The organism is Micromonospora sp. NPDC023869 (genome assembly GCF_055559695.1).
This window is the reverse complement of sequence record NZ_JBVHKD010000001.1, coordinates 528,035-543,274: the sequence shown is the minus strand read 5'-3', so window position 1 is coordinate 543,274 and position 15,240 is coordinate 528,035. Positions and strand designations below refer to the sequence as shown.

The 15,240-nt window shown below is 73.2% G+C and carries 15 protein-coding genes and 1 tRNA gene; 11 read left to right on the top strand and 5 right to left on the bottom strand.

Annotation, left to right across the window (positions count from 1 at the left end):
• The first annotated feature begins 238 nt into the window (after nucleotides 1-238).
• From tmk to ACZ31C_RS02135, 6 genes are all read left to right on the top strand, one after another.
• Nucleotides 239-2,299 carry a dTMP kinase gene (gene tmk, locus ACZ31C_RS02160; protein WP_465794342.1) on the top strand — a complete coding sequence of 687 codons (2,061 nt, stop codon included), beginning with the start codon at nucleotides 239-241 and terminating at the stop codon, nucleotides 2,297-2,299.
• Nucleotides 2,299-3,561 (top strand): DNA polymerase III subunit delta', encoded by a 1,263-nt coding sequence (locus tag ACZ31C_RS02155; protein ID WP_465793837.1) that lies wholly within the window; start codon nucleotides 2,299-2,301, stop codon nucleotides 3,559-3,561. The genes tmk and ACZ31C_RS02155 overlap by 1 nt, the downstream gene beginning before the upstream one ends.
• 155 nt (nucleotides 3,562-3,716) lie before the next feature.
• A complete protein-coding gene (locus ACZ31C_RS02150) occupies nucleotides 3,717-4,046 on the top strand; it encodes a YbaB/EbfC family nucleoid-associated protein (RefSeq protein ID WP_350700299.1) in 330 nt (109 codons plus the stop codon).
• A gap of 1 nt (nucleotide 4,047) precedes the next feature.
• Entirely contained in the window at nucleotides 4,048-4,353 is a 306-nt protein-coding gene (locus tag ACZ31C_RS02145; protein ID WP_396741069.1) for a hypothetical protein, read from the top strand.
• A complete protein-coding gene (locus ACZ31C_RS02140; RefSeq protein WP_396741068.1) occupies nucleotides 4,353-5,048 on the top strand; it encodes a hypothetical protein in 696 nt (231 codons plus the stop codon). Before ACZ31C_RS02145 ends, ACZ31C_RS02140 begins: the two co-directional genes overlap by 1 nt.
• Nucleotides 5,049-5,378: 330 nt before the next feature.
• A complete protein-coding gene (locus ACZ31C_RS02135; protein ID WP_449946313.1) occupies nucleotides 5,379-6,245 on the top strand; it encodes a PSP1 domain-containing protein in 867 nt (288 codons plus the stop codon).
• An 82-nt stretch (nucleotides 6,246-6,327) separates the two neighbouring features.
• On the opposite strand, the gene ACZ31C_RS02130 is transcribed toward ACZ31C_RS02135, so the two are convergent.
• Complete coding sequence (locus tag ACZ31C_RS02130; RefSeq protein WP_465793836.1) at nucleotides 6,328-8,166, bottom strand: metallophosphoesterase; 1,839 nt, start codon at nucleotides 8,164-8,166, stop codon at nucleotides 6,328-6,330.
• Nucleotides 8,167-8,291: 125 nt separating this feature from the next.
• Here ACZ31C_RS02130 and ACZ31C_RS02125 point away from each other — a divergent pair.
• Nucleotides 8,292-8,365 (top strand) — tRNA-Thr (locus ACZ31C_RS02125).
• Between the two features lie 108 nt (nucleotides 8,366-8,473).
• Here the strand turns inward: ACZ31C_RS02125 and ACZ31C_RS02120 are convergent.
• Nucleotides 8,474-8,734: a hypothetical protein gene (locus tag ACZ31C_RS02120; protein ID WP_465793835.1), complete on the bottom strand. Its 261-nt coding sequence runs from the start codon at nucleotides 8,732-8,734 to the stop codon at nucleotides 8,474-8,476.
• Between the two features lie 214 nt (nucleotides 8,735-8,948).
• On the opposite strand from ACZ31C_RS02120, the gene ACZ31C_RS02115 reads away from it, so the two are divergent.
• Nucleotides 8,949-9,365 (top strand): VOC family protein, encoded by a 417-nt coding sequence (locus ACZ31C_RS02115; RefSeq protein ID WP_465793834.1) that lies wholly within the window; start codon nucleotides 8,949-8,951, stop codon nucleotides 9,363-9,365.
• On the opposite strand, the gene ACZ31C_RS02110 is transcribed toward ACZ31C_RS02115, so the two are convergent.
• A complete protein-coding gene (locus ACZ31C_RS02110; protein ID WP_465793833.1) occupies nucleotides 9,356-9,973 on the bottom strand; it encodes a pyridoxamine 5'-phosphate oxidase family protein in 618 nt (205 codons plus the stop codon). The two genes, ACZ31C_RS02115 and ACZ31C_RS02110, sit on opposite strands and share 10 nt — an antisense overlap.
• Nucleotides 9,974-10,143: 170 nt before the next feature.
• On the opposite strand from ACZ31C_RS02110, the gene ACZ31C_RS02105 reads away from it, so the two are divergent.
• From ACZ31C_RS02105 to ACZ31C_RS02095, 3 genes are read left to right on the top strand one after another with little or no spacing between them, the layout of a single operon-like run.
• Nucleotides 10,144-10,650 (top strand): DUF2231 domain-containing protein, encoded by a 507-nt coding sequence (locus ACZ31C_RS02105; protein ID WP_465793832.1) that lies wholly within the window; start codon nucleotides 10,144-10,146, stop codon nucleotides 10,648-10,650.
• Nucleotides 10,651-10,688: 38 nt separating this feature from the next.
• The gene (locus ACZ31C_RS02100) at nucleotides 10,689-11,165 is read left to right on the top strand and encodes an Hsp20/alpha crystallin family protein (protein ID WP_465794341.1); all 477 of its coding nucleotides are present in this window, start codon (nucleotides 10,689-10,691) and stop codon (nucleotides 11,163-11,165) included.
• Between the two features lie 9 nt (nucleotides 11,166-11,174).
• Nucleotides 11,175-12,281 (top strand): glycosyltransferase family 9 protein, encoded by a 1,107-nt coding sequence (locus ACZ31C_RS02095; RefSeq protein ID WP_465793831.1) that lies wholly within the window; start codon nucleotides 11,175-11,177, stop codon nucleotides 12,279-12,281.
• 58 nt (nucleotides 12,282-12,339) lie between these two features.
• Here the strand turns inward: ACZ31C_RS02095 and ACZ31C_RS02090 are convergent, their stop codons facing one another.
• A complete protein-coding gene (locus ACZ31C_RS02090; protein ID WP_465793830.1) occupies nucleotides 12,340-13,191 on the bottom strand; it encodes a glycosyltransferase family 2 protein in 852 nt (283 codons plus the stop codon).
• Complete coding sequence (gene rfaE2, locus ACZ31C_RS02085; protein ID WP_465793829.1) at nucleotides 13,188-15,155, bottom strand: D-glycero-beta-D-manno-heptose 1-phosphate adenylyltransferase; 1,968 nt, start codon at nucleotides 15,153-15,155, stop codon at nucleotides 13,188-13,190. Before rfaE2 ends, ACZ31C_RS02090 begins: the two co-directional genes overlap by 4 nt.
• Nucleotides 15,156-15,240 lie beyond the last annotated feature (85 nt).

The following is a 15,240-nucleotide window of genomic DNA, read 5'->3' as shown; positions in this document are numbered from 1 at the left end:
CGAGTCGTCCGGCGTGTCGCCGTCCACGGACCAGCCCGCCGGTACACCCGGCCGGGACACGACCGGCTTACCCGGCGGCGGTGCCGCCGGCCAGACCGCCGACCCGAAGAGTGCACCGGGCGGGCCCACCGGCCAGGCCACCGACCCGAAGAGTCCACCCGCCGCCCAGGCCGACCTGTCCGGCTACGGCGCGATCCGCTCGGTGCTGCGCATCCGCCCGTTCCGTCGGCTCTGGATCGTGCTCGGTGCCGCCTCCTTCGGCGACTGGCTCGGCCTGCTCGCCACCAGTGTCTTCGCCGCCGCGCAGGTGGAGGGCAACACTGCCAAGGGAGCCGCGTTCGGTGGCGTGATCGCCATCCGGCTGCTGCCCGCACTGGTCCTCGGCCCGTTCGCCGGGGTGCTCGCGGACCGGTTCGACCGCCGCTGGACCATGGTCATCTGCGACGTGCTGCGATTCGTGCTGTTCGCCTCCATCCCGCTGTACGCACTCACCGGTGCCAGCGGCGCGCGGGTGGTGAGCTGGGCGGCGATCGCCACGTTCCTGATCGAGACGGTCACCCTGCTCTGGATCCCGGCCAAGGAAGCCGCGGTCCCCAACCTCATCCCTCGGGCCCGGCTGGAGACCGCCAACCAGCTCACCCTGATCACCACGTACGGCCTCACCCCGGTCTTCGCCGCGATCGTGCTCTCCTCGCTCGACGGCGTCATCCGGGCGGCCACCGGGGGCGAGATGCCCTCCTGGGCCGAGCCGGCCCAGCTCGCGCTCTGGTTCAACGCGTTCTCCCGGCTCGCCACCGCCCTGGTGGTGGCGTTCGGCATCAAGGAGATCAGCCAGGGCCAGACCGACGAGCAGGACCGCACCGAGCAGAGCATGCTGCGCCAGTTCGCCGAGGGCTGGCGGTTCATCGGGCAGACCCCGTTGGTACGCGGGCTGGTCCTGGGCATCCTCGGCGCCTTCGCCGGCGGCGGCATCGTGATCGGCACCGCCCGGTTCTTCGCCGCCTCGCTCGGCGCCGGTGACGCCGCGTTCTACCTGCTGTTCGGCGCGATCTTCGTGGGCCTCGCCCTCGGCATCGGGCTCGGCCCGATGATCGTCCGGGACATGTCCCGGCGGCGCTGGTTCGGCATGAGCATCGTGCTGGCCAGCGCCTCGGTGATGACGCTGGCCTTCGCCTTCCACCTGTCCATGGCGCTGGTCGGCGCGATCCTGGTCGGCGCCGGGGCCGGCATGGCCTTCCTCTCCGGCACCACGCTGCTCGGCGGCGAGGTCGCCGACGAGGTACGCGGCCGGGTCTTCGCCGTGGTGCAGATCGGTACCCGGCTGGTGCTGATCCTGGCCATCGCGCTGGGCAGCCTGCTCGCCGGAGTCGGCGGCTCCCGCACGTTCGAGATCGCCGACCTGGGCATCTCGGTCTCCTCGACGCGGCTGCTGCTGCTCGTCGCCGGTGCCGCCGGGATCTTCGCCGGGATCAGCGCGTTCGGGCAGATGGACGACAAGAAGGGCGTACCGGTTCTGGCCGACCTGTGGGGGTCGATCCGGGGCCGCCCGCTGATGCCGGCCGAGCCGTTCGTCTCGGCCGGGCTCTTCGTGGTCTTCGAGGGCGGCGAGGGCGCGGGCAAGTCGACCCAGCTCGCCCAGCTCGCCGAGCGGCTGCGCGGCGAGGGGCGGGACGTGGTGGTGACCCGGGAACCGGGCGCGACCGCCGTCGGCTCCCGGATCCGGTCGATGGTGCTGGACACCACCGGCGACGAGGCGCCCTCACCGCGCGCCGAGGCCCTGCTCTACGCCGCCGACCGGGCCCACCACGTGGCCACCGTGGTCCGTCCCGCCCTGGTCCGGGGTGCGGTGGTGATCAGTGACCGGTATGTCGACTCGTCCCTGGCCTACCAGGGCGCCGGTCGTACCCTGCCGGTCGACGAGGTCTCCTGGCTCTCCTCCTGGGCCACCGGTGGGCTCAAGCCCGACCTGGTGGTGCTGCTCGACGTCGACCCGCGGACCGGGCTGTCCCGGGTGGCCGCGCGGAGCCAGGCCGCCGACCGGCTGGAGGCCGAGTCGGTCACCTTCCACGAGCGGGTCCGGTACGCCTTCCTCGACCTGGCCGCCGCCGACCCCAAGCGGTACCTGGTGCTCGACGGCTCCCGTCCGGCCGAGGAGATCGCCGAGCGGGTGGCCCGCCGGGTGGAGGAGCTGCTCGGTGCCCCCGGCGGCATCAACCACCCGGACCCGGCGAACGGCCCGGACACCTCGGTCCAGCCCGAGTTATCCCCATCGGAGCTGGTGACGACGGAGCGAAGTTGATGCCGGACGCCTTCGCCGATCTGGTCGGGCAGGACGAGGCGGTGGAGACGCTGCGACGGGCGGCGTCGGCCGCCGCCGCGGTGCTGCGCGCCGCCGACGGCCCGGACACCACCGAGCCGACGGGGTCGCCGGACGGCTCGGACGAGGGCGACGGCGCGGCCCCGGGAATCGACCCGGGCGCGGGGATGACCCATGCGTGGATTTTCACCGGGCCGCCGGGATCGGGGCGGTCGGTGGCGGCACGCGCCTTCGCCGCCGCGTTGCAGTGCGTCCACGGCACCGGCTGCGGCACCTGCCCGGGGTGCCACACCACGCTCGCCGGCACCCACGCCGACGTGCGGCTGGTGGTACCCGAGGGACTCTCCATCGGCGTCAACGACATGCGGGCGCTGGTGCTCCGGGCGGCCAGCACCCCGTCCGGCGGGCGCTGGCAGGTGGTGATCATCTCCGACGCCGACCGGTTGACCGAGGCGGCCGGCAACGCGCTGCTCAAGGCCGTGGAGGAACCGCCGCCCCGGACGGTCTTCCTGCTCTGCGCACCGTCCACCCACCCGGACGACATCTCGGTGACCATCCGGTCGCGCTGTCGGGTCGTACCGCTGCGACAGCCGTCCGCCGAGGCGGTCGCCGAGGTGCTGGTACGCCGCGACGGCATCGCGCCCGACGTGGCCCGGTGGGCGGCGGCGGCCACCCAGGGGCACGTGGGGCGGGCCCGGCGGCTGGCCGGCGATCCGCAGGCGCGGTCGCGGCGGGACGCGGTGCTCGCGGTGCCGCGTCGGCTGACCGGGGTGGGTGCCGCGTTCGACGCGGCGTCTGCGCTGATCGAGGCGGCCGAGGCGGAGGCCGCGGCGTCCGTGGCCGAGCTGGACGCGGCGGAGCGCGCCGCCCTGGAGACCGCGCTCGGCGCGGGCGGTACCGGCCGGGGCGCGGCGGGCGCCGCCCGGGGGTCCGCCGGCCAGTTGAAGGAGCTGGAACGGCGCCAGAAGTCCCGGGCGACCCGGGCCCAGCGGGACGCGCTGGACCGGGCCCTGGTCGACCTGGCCGCCTTCTACCGGGACGCACTCGCCGTCGCCTGGGCGGCGCCGGTGGCGCCGGTGCACACCGACACCACCGACCTGGCCGACGCCGGTGCCCGCAAGTGGCAGGCGGAGGGGGCGCTGCGCCGTCTGGAGGCGGTGCTCGCCTGCCGGTCCGCGATCGAGGCGAACGTCAAGCCCCGAATCGCGGTCGAGTCGATGATGCTCGCCCTCTGGAAGGGCTGACTCCCGCGCACCACCGGATGCCGAGTCCTGACGGAGCGGTCAGCTCCGGGATCCGCACAGGCATCGACACGCCCAATTCTGGTGCGGTACGGTCCGGTGTGCCGTGGTGACGGCGGCGGTACGCACAGTGAGGACGGCTGGGGAGGAGTCCGCTGATGCCGCGGGGCGAGATCGACGAGGCGTGGATCGAGGAGGCGGTCCGACGCTACCGCCGGATCGAGTCCCTCCAGGCCGAGTTCGACCAGGCCGTGGCGACGGTCGAGGTCACCGTCCGGTCGCCGGACGGACTGGTCGAGGTGGTGGTGACCGCCGGTGGCCGGATCACCGACGTGCGTTTCCTCGGTCCGCTGCACACCCGCCAGCCGCGCGACGTCGCGGGTTCGGTGCGGGCCGCGGTGACCGCTGCGGCGGACGCCGCCCAGTGGGCCCGGGAGAAGCTGCACAACGAGACGTTCACCGCCTACCGGCCACTGACGGGGGCCTGAGATGGACACCCTTCGGGCCCTGGCCGCACGCCTCGACGAGGCGAGCGCCACGCTGACCGCGCTGTCCCGCTCGGTCACCGCCGCCGACCCCGCGCAGGTCTCCTTCGGCGCGGACGCGCCCGGGCGGCCCGGTGAGATCGGGCGGGCGCTGCACCGGCAGTGGGTCAACGCCACCGGTGACCGGGCCCGCGAGGCGCACGCCGCCGCCGCGCAGTTGACCGCCACAGCGACCGCGCTGCGCCAGGCCGCCGACCGATATTCCGACACCGACTCCGCCGCCTCCCGCCGGTTGGCCGGGGAGAGGTGATGGACGCCCTGGACCGGCTCGCCGAGCCCGGGATCGACCTGCTGCGCCGGGTCGACACCCTGCTCGCCGCCGGGGCTCCGGAGGGCCACCGGGTCTGGCCGCTGCTGCGCCGGATGCAGGTGCTGCCCGGCGACGCCCTGCGCAGCTTCCTCGACCTGCGGGCGGCACCGTTGGCCGGTGCCGGGCACACGGTGCGCCGGCACGTGCACGGGTACGACCACGCCTGCGCCACGCTGACCGATCCGCTGCTCTGGTCCGGGCCGGCCGCCGCCGCGTACGGGCAGTCCCGGACGATGCTGCTTCGTCACCTCGACGACGGCCCGGAGAGCCTGGTGGGGCGGCTCGAAGCCACCGCCGGGTACGCCGACGCCCTCGCCGACTGGGTGGAGGGCAGCCGGCTCGCCGTCGCCCGCACCCTGGCCGAGGTGATCGGCTCGGCCGAGGCGGTCTCGGTGGTCGCGGCCACCACGATCACCCGCGAGTCGCCGCATTCCGGGCCCTCGTCACCGGGCACGCCTGCCGCCGCCGAGATCGCGGCCCGGGTGCTGGCCGTGCTCTGCGTCGCGTACGACGGGGCGGAGACGCTGCTGCGGCAGTGGGCCCCGAGCCTGGCCGAGTCCCCGATGCGCGCGGCGTCGCCCCGGTTCCGCCCCGGCACCGCCCCGGGCGGGTCGACCACCCGCGTCGGCTGGTAGCAGCCCGGGCGGCCGGACTACCCGAGTGCGCGGCCGTCGGTCGGCCTCCGCCGGTGGGCGGGGTGCGCCGGCACGCAGCACGGCGCCGCACGCGGTGCCCGGTGAGGCCCTCGCGGCGGCGCCGTGACTTCCCTGCACCCCCCGCAGGTCTGTCCCCACACTCAACGCTGTCGAGCCTCGTTTGTCCCGTCCGTGACGGAGGATTCAGCCGTCCGGTCCACCATCGTCGTACCGGTAGGTGGCACGGGATCGGTCGAGTCGACAGTCATGGATAATCACCCCTCACCTCGGCCCAACGGAAATCCGGCGGCGCGTCGTAGGGTGAGGAGCATGGGCATGCTCTGCGCGGTCAGCTTCCAGCGGTACGGGCGTCTCTACTACCTCGACCCGGGTGACTTCCGACCGCAGGTCGGCGACAAGGTGCTGGTGCCCACCGACGACGGGCCCGAGGTGGCGGAGTGCGTCTGGGCCGCGCAGTGGGTCAGCGACGACACCGAGGGCTTCCCCCGAATGGCCGGGCTGGCGCAGGAGGAGGACCTGCGCCGGGACGAGACGCTGCGGCGTCGTAAGGCGGAGGCGAAGGTCGCGGCGAAGCGGCTGATCCGGGAGCACGGCCTGCCGATGAAGGTGGTGGCGATCGACCACGTGCTCGGCAGCGCCGACGGCGGCGGCGAGCGCAGCACCATCTATTTCACCGCGCCGCACCGGGTGGACTTCCGTTCCCTGGTCCGCGACCTCGGGGCGACCCTGCACTGCCGGGTGGAGCTGCGCCAGTTGTCGGCCCGCGACTCGGCCCGGGTGCAGGGCGGCATCGGCTCCTGCGGGCGTGACCTGTGCTGCGCCACGTTCCTGAACGACTTCGAGCCGGTGACCATCCGGATGGCCAAGGACCAGGATCTGCCGCTCAACCCGCTGCGCATCTCCGGTGCCTGCGGCCGGCTGATGTGTTGTCTCAAATACGAACATCCCCTGTACTCGAAATTCCAGGAGTCCGCGCCCGAGGTCGGCAGTCGCGTCTCCACCCCCAAGGGTGAGGGCCGGGTGGTGGGCCACAGCGTTCCCCGCGACGCCGTCACCGTACGCCTGGACGCCGACGGCTCGCGCTCCCTGTGCTCCCGCGCCGACGTGTGCGGTTCACGCCGCGCCTACGACAGCCGGGACCAGCCCGGCCCGGAGGGTGTGGCGCCCCGGCGGTGACCGTCCGGGACGGCGGGACGTGACGGGCTCGCCGAGCACCTGAGCACCGCACCCCGCCGTACCGCCCTCGTCGGGGGTGCGGTCAGCGCAGGACGACCGGAGGTTCGGCCAGGCGGGGACGCAGCGGACGGGCCGGGGCGAGCCAGGAGGCCTCGGGGGAGTCGTCGGGATTGACGCGCCACCGGCGGCCCACCCGGTCGACCGCGATCGGATAGAGGGTGAGCGTGCCGTCCGGGTCGATGCGCATCCGCACGAAGCCCTTGGCGTCCTCGATGCCCTGCCCGGCGAAGAGTTCGTTGACGTTCACCCCGAACGCGCTCGCGACCAGCAGGTACCCGGCCACCAGTTGACTGGCCACCACACCGATCACCGGCAGGTAGACCGTGGCGGCGGCCACTGCGGGTAGCGGCCACGGCCAGTCGTGGAAGGGCAGCGACAGCCACGCCCAGGTGCCGGCGGCTCCCAACCCGACGTGGGCCAGCCCGTGCCCGACACCCAGCAGCCAGTGTCGGACGTGCCGTTTGCCGCTGGAACTGGGCGGCTTGGCGAACATGGCCGCCGCGAGCACGGTCACCAGCACCATCGCCACCAGCGGCACGCTGAACAGCCGCTGCTCGGAGGCCTCCGCACGGAAGTCGGTCACCCCGGCCATGGAGAGCATCAGCAGGGTGTGCAGGATGCCCAGCAGAGTGGAGAAGCCGGGATTGCGCAGCGGCAACCGGCCGAAGATCCCCCAGCCGTACCGGCGGGAGCGGGCCGCATCGGGGTAGCGGGCGGCCAGCTCGTACGCGCGAGAGGGGCTGGACCGGCGGGCCAGGGTGTCCCGGGGCGGCACCTCGATCTTCTCGGGCAGTTTGTGCGTCGGGTACAGGTAGGCCCCGCCACTGCCCGAGGTGACCAGTTGTCGGCCGTCCGGCCCGGTGTAGCGGGCGTAGTGGTGCAGGTCGCCGGAGATCAGCAGGCGTACCTGGGCGCCGGTGGGCGCGACGATGGTCCGGATGAAATAGTCGATCGAGTCGTACGCGGTGGGCTGGTCGACGGCCTTCACCCAGGCCGGAGCCGGCACCGCCAGGATCACCCTGCTCTGCGGGCCCAGCTTCTCCGCCACCGCGTCGAAGTAGGTGAGCTGCGGATCGTCGACGTACGAGCCGGACTGGTCGTCGAGCCCGAGCAGCCACCAGTCGGCGGGCAGCTCGGCGGCGAAGTACGAGCGGGACTGGCCGGTCCGCCAACCGCCGAAGTGGCGGTCCCGGGTGCGGACGAACAACCGCAGGAACGCGGTCAGCCCGTCGTACCAGTCGTGGTTGCCCGGCACCGCGAAGATCGTCGGCTGCTCCGGCGGCGTGGTCGGCAGCGCCGCCTGGTACGGCCCCTTGCACCGGTCCTCGTACGCCTCGTACGCGGCCGACGGGTAGACCTGGTCGCCGCCCATCACCAGGGTCTGCGCCCGGGGCAGCCGGTGCCCGTCCACCTCCAGCTCCCGCTGCGCGAGCAGGTACGCCACCGAGTACGTGGCGTTGAACCCGTCGCCCAGGTCGGCCACGTAGTCGAGCCAGAGCCCGCCGTCCGGCCCGACCTCACGGGCGACCTCCGCGTCCAGCGCCTTCTGGAGTTCCCGCTTGTCCAGGTACGCCCCGAACAGCACCGCCAACAACGTCCGCAGACCGGTGCTGATCAGCAGGAACGGCGCGAGCCACGGCACCGGCTTACGCGGCGTGAAGCCCAGCTCCAGCGGATCGGTGCTGCGCGGCCGTCGCGCCGCCCGCCCTCCGGACGCCTCCTCGGCGTACGTTCCCAGCGGCGCCGCCCGACCGCTGGCCGGCTCCGGCTCGGTCGCATGCTCGGTGTGGGCTTCGGGACGCGTACCGTCACCGGGCGGAGGGTCGACCGGTTCGTCGCGGGGGATGTGGTCGTCGGTCACCCGCCGGAGCGTAGCGCCGCACGGTGGGGCGTGCCGACCCCGAACGTGCCCGTTGTCCGGTCCGCCGAGTCCGGGGAATCCCGCTCCGCCCCGGCTTGGTGCGTGCCGTACACTTGGCGATCGTTGCCGCCTTAGCTCAGTCGGCTAGAGCGACGCACTCGTAATGCGTAGGTCGACGGTTCGATTCCGTCAGGCGGCTCGGTGGGAAGGGCCTCTGGCCCCGGGAGGAATCCCGGGAGCCAGAGGCCCTTTCCTATGCCTTCACGTAGAGGTCACCGGTTCGAACCCGGGAGTCGCCACCACAGCACTACGAATTCGACACGCCCTCGTTGAAGCCCTCGTTGAAACCCTCCATGAACGCCGAGAAAGACCCGGTCAGCAGGCACCCCGCACAGCACAGCATGATCAGAATCGCCGGCACCGCGATCCACAAGACGATCGCCCACCCGCCCAGCCCGGTTTTGTTCGGCTGCTGCTGGACATACATCCCCGGCTGCGGCGGGTACTGGTATGGCGGATAGTGCGGCTGCTGGTGAGGCTGTTGCTGGTACGGGTCGTGAGGGTGCATCCGGCCATCGTGACCACGCACCGACTCGCGCGGTACCACCGATCGGTACATCTCGGACCGCCGAAGAGGCACACCGAAGCGCGACAACAAGGGGAGTCAAGAATCCGGCGGGTCACCGGTCCGGCTCTCCGGCGGCGGCTCCCACCTCGTGTCACAGGTGGCGCCCATACTCCACAGCGACACCACGAACGCCATGCCAGCCGGAGGTCCTGCCGTGTCGTACGCACCAGTCGTTGTCAGCCTGCCGATCGCCGACCGGCAGGTCTCGCACGACTTCTACCGGGACGCCCTCGGTCTGCCCACGATCGGTGAGCCGGCCGAGGACGGGCTGCCCGAGCCGTTGCAGTTCGAGGTCAACGCCGGGTTGAGCCTGATGCTGGTGCCGACCGGTGGCTTCGGCTGGGTGCTCGGCGGGCGGGAGGTGGCCGACCGCCGGCACAGCGAGTGCGTACTCGGGTTGACCGTGGCCGGTCCGGCCGAGGTCGGCAGTCTGGTCTCCCGCGCGCGTGACGCCGGTGCGGAGGTGGTCACCGAGCCGGGCCCGCAGCCCTGGGGCTACACGGGCACCTTCGCGGACCCGGACGGTCACCTATGGATGATCACCGCAGCCGGTGGGGTCGGTCAGGCGTAGAGCTTCCGGACGTACTCCGGGCCGTAGTGGCGCTCCAGGTCGGCCAGGGTCTCCACCGGGTTCTGCACCTCCTTGATCAGGCGGGCCGTGCTGGGCAGCGGGTCTGCCGGCCAGCTTTCCGGCTGCCACAGCCCGGAGCGGAGGAACGCCTTCGCGCAGTGGAAGAAGATCTGCTCGATCTCCACCACCACGGCGAGCACCGGGCGGTGCCCCTTGACCACCATCTGGTCGAACCAGGGTGCGTCGCGCAGCAGCCGGGCCCGCCCGTTGATCCGCAGGGTGTCGCCACGCCCCGGGATCAGGAAGATCAGCCCGACGTGCGGGTTCTCCAGGATGTTGCGGTAGCCGTCGGCGCGCTTGTTACCGGGGCGCTCCGGGATGGCGATGGTCCGGTCGTCCAGCACGAGGGTGAAGCCCGGCGGGTCGCCCTTGGGCGAGACGTCGCAGGCGCCGTCCGCCCCGGCCGTGGCCACCAGGCAGAACGGCGACGCGGCGAGCCACTGCCGGTCGCGCTCGTGCAACGTGGTGCGTTCCTTCTCGGCGGCGCGGGGTGTCGGGGTGCCGAGCAACTCCCGTAACTCGGCCAGCGAGGTGATCTCTGCCGTCACTGTGTGCCTCCCCGTGAAGTTGAACCCGGTGGCGGCATCCAGGCGAGAAACCGCCACGGTCAGTGTAGGCGCGCCTACTGTGATGAGCTGTCCCCCCTGATGGGCGGGGGTGTGGCCGTGACACGAGCCGTCGACGGCGAAACGACACCCGAGCAGTGGAGGCCCGGAGCATGGAGAGTCGACTCAAGGTACTCGGTCATCCGGTGCATCCGATGCTGGTCATGTTCCCGGTGGCCCTGCTGGTCACCGCCGTGTTGTTCGACCTGGTCGACACGCTCGGCGGACCACGGTTCCTCGGCGAGGTGGCGTACTGGAACCTCACCGTCGGGTTGGTCGGCGGCCTGCTGGCCGCGGTGGCCGGGGCCTTCGACCTGCTGGCCATCCCCGCCGGGACCCGCGCGAAGCGGGTGGGCATCACCCACGCCGTGGCGAACCTCGCGGTGATCCTGCTCTTCGCCGCCGTCTGGGTGGTACGCCTCAACGCCGAGTCCCGGGCCGCCGGTGGCGCGCTGATCGCCATCGAGGTGGTGGCGCTGGGCATCCTCGGCGTCAGCGCCTGGCTGGGCGGGGAACTCGTCGACCGGCTCGGCGTCGGAGTCGACCGGGACGCTCACCTCGACGCGCCGAGTTCGCTGCGGCCGGCCTCGGTCGGACAGCCCACGGGTGGTGTGCGGTGACCCGGGGCTGGCGCGGCGGTCAGCAGGGCTGGGATCCGATGGGCGAGTTGCAGTCGCTACGCGCCGAGCTGAGTCGGCTGCTCGGTGGCCGTCCGGGGCCGCCCGAGGTCGAGTTGGGCGAGATCCCCGACGGCTGGGAGGTGCTGGTCCGGCTGCCCGGCGTCGCGCCCGAAGAGGTGGCGGTCGAGTTGGACGACCGCGAGCTGTGCGTACGGGCCCGGACGGAGGCCGAGGTCAACGCGGATCACGGCATCCCCGGCGGATTCGAGACGCGGGGCTTCGAGTACCGCATACCGCTGCCGTCGCGGGTGGACCCGGAGGGCATCGACGCGGTGATGGACCACGGCCTGCTGCGGGTACGGCTGCCCCGGGCGACCCGGCCCGCGCCCCGCACCATCACCGTCGGTCGTACCGGGCCGTACCCGAGCGGTGCGGGTGCGTCGCGGGGTGTCGACCCGGCGGCGGACCGGGAACTCCACCAGCCAGACGTCGCTCCCGGCGAGTACGACCGGTAACCCCCTGCCGTGGCCGCTCCGGATCTGCTCGCCCCGGCCACCGGGCTGGTGCCCGACGTGGCCCGGATCGCCGTGTTGCGGGCCAATGCGCTCGGCGACTTCATCTTCGTGTTGCCGGCGCTGGACGCGCTGCGGGCCGCGTACCCGAAGGCGGAGATCGTGCTGCTCGGTGCGCCGTGGCACGCGGAGCTGTGGAGCGACCGGCCGGGCCCGGTGGACCGGGTGGAGGTGGTGCCGCCGGCACCGGGCATCCGGGCGGCGGGCCCCGGCGAACCCGAGTCGAGCATGGTCGACTTCCTGGCCGCCGCCCGCGAGCAGCGCTTCGACCTGGCGCTGCAACTGCACGGCGGCGGGGCGAACTCGAACCCCCTGGTCGCCGCGCTCGGTGCCCGGGTGACCGCCGGACTGCGCGCCGAGGACGCTCCACCGCTGGACCGGTGGCTGCGGTACGTCTACTACCAGCCGGAGGTGATCCGCTACCTCGAAGCGGTGGCGCTGGTGGGTGCCCCGGCGACCACGATCACCCCGACGCTGGCGGTGACCGAGGCGGACCGCGCCGAGGCCCGCACCGTGCTCGGCGAACCGGCCCGTCCCCGGGTGGCACTGCACCCCGGGGCCACCGACACTCGGCGCCGCTGGCCCACCGACCGGTTCGCCCGGGTGGCCCGGATGCTGCACGCCGACGGGTACGAGGTGCTGGTCACCGGTACCCCGGCCGAGCAGGACGTGGTGGACCAGGTGGTGGCGGCGGCTGGGGTGCCGGTCCGTCCCCAGGTGGGCACGCTCAGCCTGGGCGGGCTCGCCGGCTGCTACGCCGACTGCGAGTTGGTGATCTCCAACGACACCGGCCCGCTGCATCTCGCCGGTGCGGTCGGCACGCCCACGGTCGGCGTCTTCTGGGTCGGCAACCTGATCACCACCGCCACCGGGCTGCGCGGGCGACACCGACCGATCACCTCGTGGACGGTGCACTGCCCGGTCTGCGGGGTGGACTGCACGCCCGGCATCTATCCGCACCGCCCCGGCGACGGTGACTGTCCGCACCGGGACTCCTTCGTCACCGACGTACCGGTCGTCGAAGTCCTCGAAGCCGCCCGCGAACTGTTGTTCCGCTGAGCCCGGATGTAAGGAAGGGACCCCTACTAACGCCTCGTGTATAGGAAGGGTCCCCTCCTTACATCAGCACCTCCCATGCCTCGACGTCGCGTTCGGTGACGGTGGTCGGTGACTCCAGGTGGTAGGCCCCGCTGGGCAGGACTCCGGCACCGCCGTACCGCGCCATCACGGTGATCTGGGCGGCGACGTCCTCGCCCTGGTGGCGCTCCGGCACCCGCCGCCAGAACTCGAAGCCGCCGCACTCGACCAGCTTGGCCCGGTCGTACAGGACGCAGCCGCCGATCCAGGAGACCTGGTACGCCCGCCAGTTCCCCGCCGGCACCTCCAGCGCCTCGGTGACGTGCAGCAGGTTGGCCGCCGAGTGGATCTGCGCCCGGTCCCACTCGGGGGTGCCCGGACGGATGCGCTCGGGCACCGGCCGGCCGCGCCACTCCCGGTAGTGCCGGTGCGTCTGCGGGCGTACGTCGTCCAGGTACGACAGTCCGTGCACGCCGTTGCCGACGAATCCGCAGCCCAGTTCCTGGATCGCGGCGACCAGCCGGGACAGCGCGCCGGGTTCCAGCCAGACGTCGTCGTCGAGGAAGAGCACGTACCGGGCGGCGGACGCGGCGAGCAGGGCGGCCCGGTGTTCGGCCAGCCCACGCCGGGGCAGCCGACGGGTCAGCAGCACCGGATGCCCGCGATACCGCAGCGCACGGACCATGGTGGCTGCCGCCGGGTGGGCGTACCCGGGGTCGCCGTCGGACTGGTCGCTGACCACCACCCCGAACCCCGGCACCCCCTCCTGGGCGGCGAGCCCGGAGAGGGTGACGGCGAGTTCGGCGGGCCGGTCCCGGGTCGGGACCAGGACGTCGAGCAGACGGTCGGCGCGGAAGTCCGCGTGGTCGCCGGTGTCGAGCGGTCGGTTCACGGCGCCTTGCCGGTGGTCGGCGGGACGCCCGCACGGGACACCGCCACACCATCCGGGCCGGCGGCGGCCTCCTGACCGGCAGCGACAGTGTCGCCCGCAACGACCGCCCGGCCCGCACCCATCTCGTCCACCGAGTCGACCGAGCCGTCCGAACCCTCTGAGCCGGGCGTCCCGATCGAGCCGACGGATCCGACCGAGCCGACCGAATCGGCCGTGTCGGTCACCCCGCTCTGGCCGTGGGCGCGGATCCGGTCGATGATCGCGGAGGTGGAGCGGTCCGGCACGTACCCGAGCGTGCGGACCTGCCCGCCCAGCCGCTGCACCAGCGGCGCCTCGGGTACCAGGTCGGGCGGGTAGTCGCCGCCCTTGACGTAGACGTCGGGGCGGACGGCCTCGATCAGACCGGCCGGCGAGTCCTCCTCGAAGACGACCACGTGGTCGACACAGGAGAGCGCGGCGAGCAGGGCGGTACGGTCCTCCACCGGGTTGACCGGCCGGTCGGCGCCCTTGAGTCGGCGGACGCTGTCGTCGGAGTTGACCGCCACCACGAGCAGGTCACCGAGGGCGCTCGCCTGTTCCAGATACCGCACGTGGCCCCGGTGCAGCACGTCGAAGCAGCCGTTGGTGAACACGATCGAGCGCCCGTTCCGCCGATGTTCCGCGATGATCCCGGTCAGGCCCTCGGCGCCGACCAGCGCCGAGCCGCCGGGCGTCGGGCGGCCCAGCGCGGCCAGCAGGTCGTCGCGACGGCACACACAGGTGCCGGTGCCGGCGACGGTGCTGGTCGCGGCGAGTTGGGCGAGCTGCGCGGCGGTCGGCAGCGGCGCACCGGCGGCCAGCGCGAGCGTCATGGTCGCCAGGTACGCGTCACCGGCGCCGACCGCGTGGCTGGCCGGTACGGGCGTGCTGTGGCTGCGGGCGGGTCGTCCCTCGGCACCGCCCACCACCGCACCATCGGTGTCCAGGGTCACCGCGACCACGTCCGCGCCGGTGTGCGCCCGCAACTCCGCGAGCCGGGACTCGGCCAGGACGGCCCGGTCGACACCGGCTCCGGCGTCGGCGTTCACGGTCACCCCGGTGCCGGTCACGCTGAGCCCGTCGCGGGTCATCGCGACCCGGTCCTCACCGGGCGTGGGCTCACCGGTCGGCCCGTCGGTACGCCGCAACCCGCCCGGCGCGGTGCCCATGGTCAGCTCCGACGGTCCCTCGGTCGGGTCCACCTCTGGGTGTTCCAGGTGCAGGTCGGTCGGGGCGTCGGCGGTGGTCAGCCCGGCGGTGCCGGCGCGGGCGAGCAGTCGGCTCGCCTCGGCAAAGCTCGGCGTCACCACGGTCGGGGCGAGGCCACGCCAGTCGGCGAGGTCGTGCGCGTCAAGCGCGACGGTGGCGTACCGGCTGCGGTGGGCGACCAGCCAGGCGCGTACCGGTGCCGGCAGCGCGCCCAGGCCGTAGTCGCAGATCACCAGCGTGGGAGCCGCGCCACCGGCGGCGGCCCGCAGCTCCTCGGTCGCGCAGTCGAGGGCGGTGAGCAGGCAGTCCACGCCCACGTCGGTGAGCGGGTCGTCCGGGTCGCCGGAGTCCTCGCGGAGCAGGATCTGGTCGCCGGCCAGCATCCGGCGCTTGACCGGGGTGGGGCGGCCCGGTTGGCTCACGGTCCGGTCCCAGACGCCCGCCCGGTCCAGACAGTCGTGCAACTCGTCGCCGGCCACGTCGGCGCCGACCGGCGCCACCAGCACCGACCGGCCGCCCAGGGCGGCGACGTTGACTGCGGTGTTGGCCGCGCCGCCCGCCGCCGAGATGCGTCGCCGCAGGGTGAGGACCGGGGCCGGGGCCTCCCGACACAGCCGGTCGGAGTCGGCGAACCGCCATTCGTCGAGCATGGCGTCGCCGATCACCAGGACCGGGCGCCCGAGCCAGCTCTGCACGACGTCGGCGAGCCGGAGCTGTTCCGCTGCTGCTCGTGCCATGCCGGCGGATCCCCTTGCCGCTCCGGGTCAAACCTGCGCGACCGGCGGCCAATGCGGGCGGGGTCACGCAGCTCAGGGCGTTTCG

Bases quoted from the DNA above. Each gene is read 5' to 3' on its own strand.
- ACZ31C_RS02155 (WP_465793837.1), top strand. From the start codon at position 2,299: ATGCCGGACGCCTTCGCCGATCTGGTCGGGCAGGACGAGGCGGTGGAG.
- ACZ31C_RS02150 (WP_350700299.1), top strand. From the start codon at position 3,717: ATGCCGCGGGGCGAGATCGACGAGGCGTGGATCGAGGAGGCGGTCCGA.
- ACZ31C_RS02145 (WP_396741069.1), top strand. From the start codon at position 4,048: ATGGACACCCTTCGGGCCCTGGCCGCACGCCTCGACGAGGCGAGCGCC.
- ACZ31C_RS02140 (WP_396741068.1), top strand. From the start codon at position 4,353: ATGGACGCCCTGGACCGGCTCGCCGAGCCCGGGATCGACCTGCTGCGC.
- ACZ31C_RS02135 (WP_449946313.1), top strand. From the start codon at position 5,379: ATGGGCATGCTCTGCGCGGTCAGCTTCCAGCGGTACGGGCGTCTCTAC.
- ACZ31C_RS02120 (WP_465793835.1), bottom strand. From the start codon at position 8,734: ATGCACCCTCACGACCCGTACCAGCAACAGCCTCACCAGCAGCCGCAC.
- ACZ31C_RS02105 (WP_465793832.1), top strand. From the start codon at position 10,144: ATGGAGAGTCGACTCAAGGTACTCGGTCATCCGGTGCATCCGATGCTG.
- ACZ31C_RS02100 (WP_465794341.1), top strand. From the start codon at position 10,689: ATGGGCGAGTTGCAGTCGCTACGCGCCGAGCTGAGTCGGCTGCTCGGT.
- rfaE2 (WP_465793829.1), bottom strand. From the start codon at position 15,155: ATGGCACGAGCAGCAGCGGAACAGCTCCGGCTCGCCGACGTCGTGCAG.